The organism is Synergistaceae bacterium (assembly GCA_031272035.1).
Taxonomy (GTDB): Bacteria; Synergistota; Synergistia; order Synergistales; family Aminobacteriaceae; genus JAISSA01.
In genome coordinates this window covers 20,704-28,398 of record JAISUO010000078.1, presented here as the reverse complement: position 1 = coordinate 28,398, position 7,695 = coordinate 20,704, and the positions used below count along the sequence as shown (strand labels likewise).

Here is a 7,695-nt window from a genome sequence, read left to right as displayed (position 1 = left end):
GCGGGTCTGAATTGCAAAATACGTTTGTCCCAGAGCGACAATCTCTTTGCGCGGGTCGCCATTTTGAACAATCAGATAACAGGCGTACCGCGAAAGTTCATAATCCGTCTGCCTGCGTTTCGCTCCACTGCCTATCTCGACCATTTTCCCGACCTCAGGAAAATGGTCCGTAACCTCGAATCCGCTGTTTTTGCAGGCAAGCATGGCGCGGTCGATCACTTTTGAGAAGTTCTCCCATTTCGCGTACTCAAGCGTTGGCGCAAGTTCACGTGCGTACCAAAATTCCCCGCCGTCTTCGCGGATATGCTTTATGCTCTCAAAAGTTCTATATTCCTCTGCTTTCAAATGCGCCATATACCATGTTTTCCCTTCTCCAACATAATGTTTTCTCTTCAGGCCATCCTTTCCATCTCGTCCTTTTCATCCGCGCTCCGATTTCGTCCTGTCGGTGTCAATCCAGATTCAGAAGAACCTTCAGATTTCCACGCCGGTTTTCGCCGCGTCCAGCCGATGAAGGACGACGACTCCGCCGCAGAACCGCTTTACGAGGTCCATCGTCTCCTCCGCGGCCTGACGTCCCGTGTCCAGGCTCATGGGCGGCAGGGCGTCGATGTTGATGGCCACTCTGCGGGTCGAGGGCTCGATCTTGCTGACTTCGCCGTTCTTCCAGCACCAGGCGCGGCAGAAAACCTCGCCGTTGCCCGTGTCCAGCAGTACGATCTCCCCGGGGTCAGGCGTCTCCCGCTCGCCGGGGGCTCCCAGAGGCGTGTAGTGTTCGTTTCCCGCCGCAGGGGCCAGGCGAATATCCCCCTTCACTTTGTCGAGGTCGTCGCCCCCCGCCGGCAGGATGTACTTCATGCTGACGACGTTGAAAATCGCCACAAGGCTGCTCACGAAGGGCATGTCCTTCCCGCCCCGCACCCGTTTGATCAGGTTGGCGATGGAAGGCGGACAGCGGTTCGGGTTGACGCCGAAGGACTGGAACGCCCCGCGCCAGGAGTCGATCAGCGGATGCGCCTTCAGGTCCGCGAAACTTTCGTCCTCCCGAAGACGGCTCTCCGCCTCGCGGAGCATTGCGACAAGGGCCGGATCCTCCTTCGTGTTGTCCACATCCGCCGCCACCAGAACATGGCGCACATACCCCGGAAAAGCCGAAAAAACCTCCGGCGCAATTTCGATTTTCAAAGCAGCAGGACCTCTCTTTCGTCATCTTTCAATAATAAACGTGAGCCGTCGAACAGTTAATCAGCGCTCCTTCAAATTCAACAGAGGTATTATACCGGAACCGCAGGTAATACCAATTTGCTTTCAACCGAGCGTTAATGAAGAAGCTAATGTTTGAATATCACTGCTTTTAGCTATTCTAACTTTAGGCCTTTTATTTCAAATTGGTATAAAAGAGCGTCCGCCGGTAAGAGTGACAGAAAGAATAACAGGAATAACAGCGGTTGACACGTAAGCTGGACCATGCTAAATTAAGGATATAACTGAGAATATTCAATATTCACCCGTAGTTTATGAAAGGAGGACCCCGCGTGAATCGTTTCTTTTGGACATGAGCTGTATCAGGGCCATGTGGACCATGCGCGAAAATTTTGAGAACGGCGGGGCATTCCTTCTTCACGGCAACGCTCAGACCATAACCCCATTAAAGTTAACGTTTCCCAACGACACCTCCGGAGTATGCCTTTTTCAGGGCGTATTTTTGTTTGCTGCCGGACGATCGTCGGATGCGTCAGGAAAAGGAGAAAAATGGCGACCTGCATTGGCGTCGATATAGGTTCCACAGCCGCGAAAGCCGTCGTGCTCGGCGAGGATGGGACAATTTTGTTCAAAGCGGCGATTCCCACGGGATGGAGCAGTTCCGAAGCGGCAAAATCCCTTTGGACGGCTATGGAAGAAATGGAAAAAGCGGAGAAAAAGCCCCTGACGGCGGACGCGCGGGCGGTCGCCACCGGTTATGGCCGCGTCTCCGTGCCTTACGCCGACAAAACCGTCACGGAAATAAGCTGTCACGCCCGGGGAGTGCACCGCCTCTTTGGGCGCGACTGCACGATCATCGACATCGGCGGCCAGGACACGAAGGTGATCGCCCTGGCGGGCGGCAGGGCGAAGGATTTTTTGATGAACGACAAGTGCGCGGCGGGAACGGGGCGCTTTCTGGAGGTCATGGCCAACACTCTGGCCCTGGATCTGACGGAACTTTTCGACCTCGCGGAAGACGGCAAAGACGCCAGCATCAGCGCCATGTGCACCGTCTTCGCCGAAAGCGAGGTCATCAGCATGATCGGCCGGGGCCGGAAGAAAGAGGACATCGCATTCGCGATCTGCGAGTCCATCGTGGCCCGCGTTTCCGCCATGTGCGGCAAACAGGGCGGCGGGAGAGAATTTTTCCTTTCGGGAGGGCTTTGCGGAAGCGAATACATCCGCCGGCGGCTTTCGGACACTCTGGGCGCGCCCGTATACACCGACCCGCTGGCGCGCTGGGCCGGCGCCCTGGGTGCGGCCGTCATCGCCGGCGAACTGAAAAACTGATATTCGGGAGGATCAACTTTATGCATGATGAGTTTATACATGATACGTTAATACATGACGTGGAATCGTTGTTCGAGCGGATGCGGGACGCCATTCCGGCGGGGGCGGTCCGGATAAAGGAGGCCAGCGAGGCGGGGCGCAAAATCGTGGGGTGTTACTGCGCCTACACGCCCTTCGAAGTGATCCGGGCGGCGGGGGCTATTCCCGTGTCGCTTTGCAGCACCAGCGAAAAGCCCATAGCGGCGGGAGAAGAGCACCTGCCCCGCAACCTCTGCCCGCTCATCAAGGCCAGTTACGGTTTTGCCCTGACCGACACCTGTCCCTATTTCCACTTTTGCGACATTGTCGTGGGGGAGACGACCTGCGACGGCAAAAAGAAAATGTACGAGCTGCTGGACCGTCTGCGGCCCACCCACGTCATGCAGCTGCCTCAGACCTATCTGGGGGAGGAGGCGAAAAGGGCCTGGCGGGTCGAAATAGAACGCCTGGCCGCCCGGCTGGAGGAGTTTTTCGGCGTCACGATCACCGAGGACGCCCTGCGGCGGGAGATTAAAATCCGCAACGACGAACGCCGCATCATGAATGCGTTTTACGACCTGTCGAAGCTGTCGCCCGCTCCGCTTTCCGGGCTGGAACTGCACACCGTCAACGAATTTTTCAAGGTCTCCTTCGGCGACCCGAAAGCTCTGGAGCTCATTCGCGAGCTGACCCGAAAGCTCCGGGAAAACCACGAAAACGGGCAGCGCCGCGTCGCGGACAGGCGGCGGATCATCGTGACGGGCTGCCCCACGGGGAAGAGCCTGGAAAAAGTTTTCAACGCCATCGAGAACAACGGCGGCGTCATCGTCGCTTTCGAGAACTGCGGCGGCGTCAAGCCCATCTGCGAGCTCGTCGACGAAACCCTTCCGCCTTACGAGGCGCTGGCTGCCAAGTACCTCGGCATCCCCTGTTCCTGCATGACCCCCAACGTGAAACGTCTGGACCTCCTGGAGGAACTGGCGGACGAGTACCGCGCCGACGGCGTTGTGGACATCATCCTGCAGGCGTGCCACACCTACAGCGTGGAGACCTTCCAGGTCCGGGAGCGCATGGGGGAAAAAGACGTCCCTTACATCGCGGTGGAGACCGACTACTATCAGGGCGACACGGAGCAGCTTTCCACGCGCATGGGCGCGTTCATCGAAATGATGGTATAGGATGGCGCAGAATGACGCAGGGCCCGCCGGCGGGGAGCTTCGCCTGCCCCTCCTGACCGCCCGCGCAACCTTCGGAGTTTTTGGGACGTATCTTTTCCTGTAATGTTTCCAAATCCTGTTGTACAATAAAATACAGGGTGATCATGTAACATCGATGTCATTTGGCCCTGAGGATCTTTCGATAGATATTTTAAGGAGGAGTCACAGATGAAGAAATCGTGGGTACGTGTTTTGATGGTTACACTGTTCGTGATGACGTGTACGATGGCCTCCGCCGCCGAGATCAAACGGGGCGACTATTTCATTACGGTGCTGACCGGACCGTCCAGCGGGATTTACTTCCCCATCGGAGGGGCGTTTTCCACCTTCCTGGGCAGTCTGGGGTATAAGACCTCGGCCACCGCGACAGGGGCCACAGCCGAAAACATCAATGCTCTGCTGACCGGGCAGGGAGAAATGGCCATCGCCATGGCCGACTCCGTCATCCAGGCCGTCGAGGCCTTCGGCGCCTATGAGGGGAAGCCCCCCGCAAAGGACCTGAGGGCGATGATGGGTCTGTGGCCCAACTACTGCCAGATCGTCACCACGGCTGATTCGGGAATCAAAAAATTTACGGACATGAAGGGCAAACGAATCGGCGTCGGCGCCCCCAACTCTGGAGTGGAGCTCAACGCCCGCATGATGTTCGAGGCTTACGGCATGACCTACGCCGACTGCAAGGTGGACTATCTCAACTACGGCGAAGCCATCGACCAGATGAAGAACGGGCTCTGCGACGCGGCGTTCGTCACCTCCGGACTGGGCAACGCCACCATCCTGGAGCTGGGAACCACCAAGAAAATCGCCTTCGTTCCCGTGGAGGGCGAGGCTCTGGCCTATCTCCGGAAGAAATACCCCTTCTACATCGAGGCCACGATTCCGGCCGCGACCTACAACACCGAAAAAGACACCACCACGGCGGCGGTCATGAACATCATGCTGGTGGACTCCAAGCTGCCCGCAGACGTGGTTTACGACCTGCTCGACAACATCTACTCGCCGGCGGGACTCGAAGTGATCCAGGGCTCCCACAACACCGCGAAGGTCAACATCAAGCCGGAGACGGCGCTGCGGGGCATCGTGGGGACCTCGGTTCCCTTCCACGACGGAGCGGTGAAATACTACAAAGAAAAGGGCATTTTGAAATAATCGTGATTCCCTTCAGGCTTCATGTCTGAATACGCGCCAGGGGGAAGGCCATTATGCGCTTTCCCCTTTCTTTTAACGACGCGGGAGGTCGTCCTGTCGCTTTTCCTCTTTTTGCTTTTCGCCGGCCCGGCGGGGGCGGAGAAAAGGTTCGTTCTGCGCGTCCGCGACTGGAAGACGGGCGAAGTTTACGCTTCCGCGCCGGCTGAGGCGGGAGACCGGCTTTTCTTCGGCTGGATTCACTCGCTGGAGAAGATCCCCTGGAACGAGTATTACCACATCTCCGATGACGGGGCCCTCGTGCTGGACGCCATCACCTTCCCGGCCTTCGGAGCCGGCATTCCGGAAAACAAGGGAAAAATCAGCTACGTGAAGGACGGTCTGATCCACATGGAGGACATCGGTCAGAGATTCGAGGAGCTGGTGTGGCTCAACTCCCGGACGGCGACCCGGGACCTCTTTCTCAACTGGCGGTACTTCACCTCCGGCCCCGAACTCCCCCACCACGTCCGGCTGCGCCTCGCCGTCGAAAAAAATGAAACATCTCCATAAATTACAAACTGCGAAACATAAATTACGGAAAAATGCTTAACTTTAATTTTGAGTGACAGGCAAGGATAATAAAATAAATAATAAAATATAAATCAAAAATCGGGAGAATGAGATAACAGGAAAATTTAACTTTGTATAAAACAAAAATTAAGGAGTGAGCGTCATGCATCGCAAAATCGTTTATGCGCTGGTGTTTGTCCTGTTTCTTTCTTTCGCCTCCCTGGGGATTGGAGATGCCCGGGCGGAGGCCTCGGAAATAGCTCTGACGTCCATCGGACAGAGCCCGGACGCCGTGATGGTGAACGTCATCCTTAAAAAAATGAAGGTCGCGGCGGACTACAACGCCACCATGAAGGAAGCGGATCTGCAGGGGCAGAAGGTCCTGATCGCCGTGGTGGGAGGCAGCTCCAAGGGGCTGGGGGCCGCCGGAATCGACCGGAACGACGAGCTGAAGCGGGGTATCGCCCTGGTGAACGCCGCGAAGGCCAAAGGCATGAAGGCCCTCGTCATGCACGTGGGGGGCGAGGGTCGGAGAGGCGACCTTTCGGACCTCTTCGTCAAAGGGGTCTTTCCCCTGGCGGACGCCCTGATCGTGGTGAAGGGAGCCAACGCCGACGGGCTCTTCGACCAGGTAAAGCCCGCTTCCGTAACCCTGGTGGAGTCCGCCAGCATCCAGACCGCGGGCAGCGATCTCTCGGCCGTTCTGAAGGAGTGGGGCGTCTCCCTGTAGGGACGCGCCCTCACCTGGCTCATGACCTGGGACTGGTTCTGGCCGGAGGGTTTCTACGCCCTCGCCATGATCGTCTGTTTCGCGTTCGGGGCTTTTGCCCTGAAGCTGCCCATTGCCGTGGCGATGTCGGCCGCCGCCGTGGTCGGCGCGCTGTTCGCGGGATTCGGAATCCCCGTGCGGCACCTGGTCGAGGGCATGTTCGGCTACCTCGACACGATCCTCATTATCGCCTGCGCCATGATCTTCATGAAAACGGTGCAGGACATCGGCCTGATGGAGGCTGTGGCCTCCTGGGGCATCCGGAAGTTCCGCCGGCAGCCCCTGCTGCTGTCCATCGGCGTCATGTTTCTGATCATGCTTCCCGGAATGCTGACCGGATCCTCCACCGCCGCCTGCCTGACCACCGGCGCGCTGGTGGCCCCCATTCTGCTCCGGCTGGGCGTTCCGAAGGCTCAAACGGGCGCCGCTATTGCGCTGGGAGCCATTTACGGCATGATCGCGCCTCCCGTGGACATTCCGGTTATGATCATCGGCGGCGGCATCGACATGCCCTACGTGGGGTTCGCCCTGCCGCTGCTGTTTGCCACCGTGCCGCTGGCTCTGCTGGTGGCCCTCACCTTCATCTATCCCTGGCTGCGCCGCCGGGACTGCGTAGACGAGGCCGGTCTGGAGGCGGAGCTGGTCCGCATGGAAAGAGCCCCTCTCACTTTCCGCCTGTTCCTGCCCTTCGCGGCGCTCATCGTCCTGATGACCGGAGAACAGCTCTTCCCCGAGCAGTTTCCTTCTCTGGGAATGCCCCTGCAGTTCCTGATCGCGTCGGCCTGCGCCCTGTTCAGCGGGCAGAAGTGGAACCCCGTCAGCTCCGCCACCCGCGCGGTCAGCGACGCCCTCCCCGTTCTGGGCATTCTGATGGGCGTGGGGATGTTCGTTCAGGTGATGACGCTGAACGGCGTCCGTGGCTTCGTTTCCGTGTCGGCGCTGGACATCCCCTCCTGGCTGCTTTATGTCAGCATCGGAATTTCAATTCCACTGTTCGGAGCGATTTCCTCCTTTGGAGCCGCCTCGGTGCTGGGGGTGCCCTTCATTCTGGCGCTGCTCGACCGGGATCAGATTCTGGTGGGGACCGCGCTGGCCCTGATCGCCAGCCTGGGGGACCTGATGCCGCCCACGGCGCTGGCGGGGATCTTCGCGGCGCAGGTCGTGGAGGAGAAAAACTACCTCAAAGTGTTGGTTAAATGCGCCGTTCCGGCGATCGTGACGGTTTTATGGGGCGTGGCGATCATCGCCTGGTCCGCGCAACTGGCGCCGTTCCTGACGAAATGACGGGAGGATAAACATGGTTATGACCCTGATTTATCGAGGCATCGTCGGTCTGATTCTTCTTTTGGTCCTGCGGTGTCTCTTCGAAGAGAAAACTTTCTGGAAACAGATGACGGCGGCGCTGGTGGTGATTCCGCTGGTGCTGCGCCTGTTCATGCTGAAGTGAGGCGGTGAACC

At 58.3% G+C, this 7,695-nt stretch carries 9 protein-coding genes; 7 read left to right on the top strand and 2 right to left on the bottom strand.

Annotated features, from left to right (window positions below; all coding sequences use genetic code 11):
* Both LBR61_09610 and LBR61_09605 read right to left on the bottom strand, forming a co-directional pair.
* Positions 1-354: hypothetical protein (locus LBR61_09610; GenBank protein MDR1732332.1), on the bottom strand; the 354-nt coding region annotated here is incomplete at its 3' end.
* Between the two features lie 120 nt (positions 355-474).
* On the bottom strand, positions 475-1,185 hold the full coding sequence (locus tag LBR61_09605) for a hypothetical protein (protein ID MDR1732331.1): 711 nt from the start codon (positions 1,183-1,185) through the stop codon (positions 475-477).
* 567 nt (positions 1,186-1,752) lie between these two features.
* On the opposite strand from LBR61_09605, the gene LBR61_09600 reads away from it, so the two are divergent.
* The 7 genes from LBR61_09600 (at position 1,753) to LBR61_09570 (ending at position 7,684) form a co-directional block, all read left to right on the top strand.
* Positions 1,753-2,535, top strand: coding sequence for an acyl-CoA dehydratase activase (locus LBR61_09600; protein ID MDR1732330.1), 783 nt, complete (start codon positions 1,753-1,755; stop codon positions 2,533-2,535).
* Positions 2,536-2,555: 20 nt separating this feature from the next.
* Positions 2,556-3,731, top strand: coding sequence for a 2-hydroxyacyl-CoA dehydratase family protein (locus LBR61_09595; protein ID MDR1732329.1), 1,176 nt, complete (start codon positions 2,556-2,558; stop codon positions 3,729-3,731).
* A gap of 207 nt (positions 3,732-3,938) precedes the next feature.
* Positions 3,939-4,919: a TAXI family TRAP transporter solute-binding subunit gene (locus tag LBR61_09590; protein MDR1732328.1), complete on the top strand. Its 981-nt coding sequence runs from the start codon at positions 3,939-3,941 to the stop codon at positions 4,917-4,919.
* Between the two features lie 21 nt (positions 4,920-4,940).
* Complete coding sequence (locus LBR61_09585) at positions 4,941-5,468, top strand: DUF1850 domain-containing protein (GenBank protein MDR1732327.1); 528 nt, start codon at positions 4,941-4,943, stop codon at positions 5,466-5,468.
* A gap of 163 nt (positions 5,469-5,631) precedes the next feature.
* Positions 5,632-6,198, top strand: a complete 567-nt coding sequence (locus tag LBR61_09580) for a DUF6305 family protein (GenBank protein ID MDR1732326.1) — start codon at positions 5,632-5,634, stop codon at positions 6,196-6,198.
* Between the two features lie 21 nt (positions 6,199-6,219).
* Positions 6,220-7,521 (top strand): TRAP transporter large permease subunit, encoded by a 1,302-nt coding sequence (locus LBR61_09575; protein MDR1732325.1) that lies wholly within the window; start codon positions 6,220-6,222, stop codon positions 7,519-7,521.
* A gap of 13 nt (positions 7,522-7,534) precedes the next feature.
* On the top strand, positions 7,535-7,684 hold the full coding sequence (locus LBR61_09570) for a hypothetical protein (GenBank protein MDR1732324.1): 150 nt from the start codon (positions 7,535-7,537) through the stop codon (positions 7,682-7,684).
* The last annotated feature ends 11 nt before the right edge of the window (positions 7,685-7,695 follow it).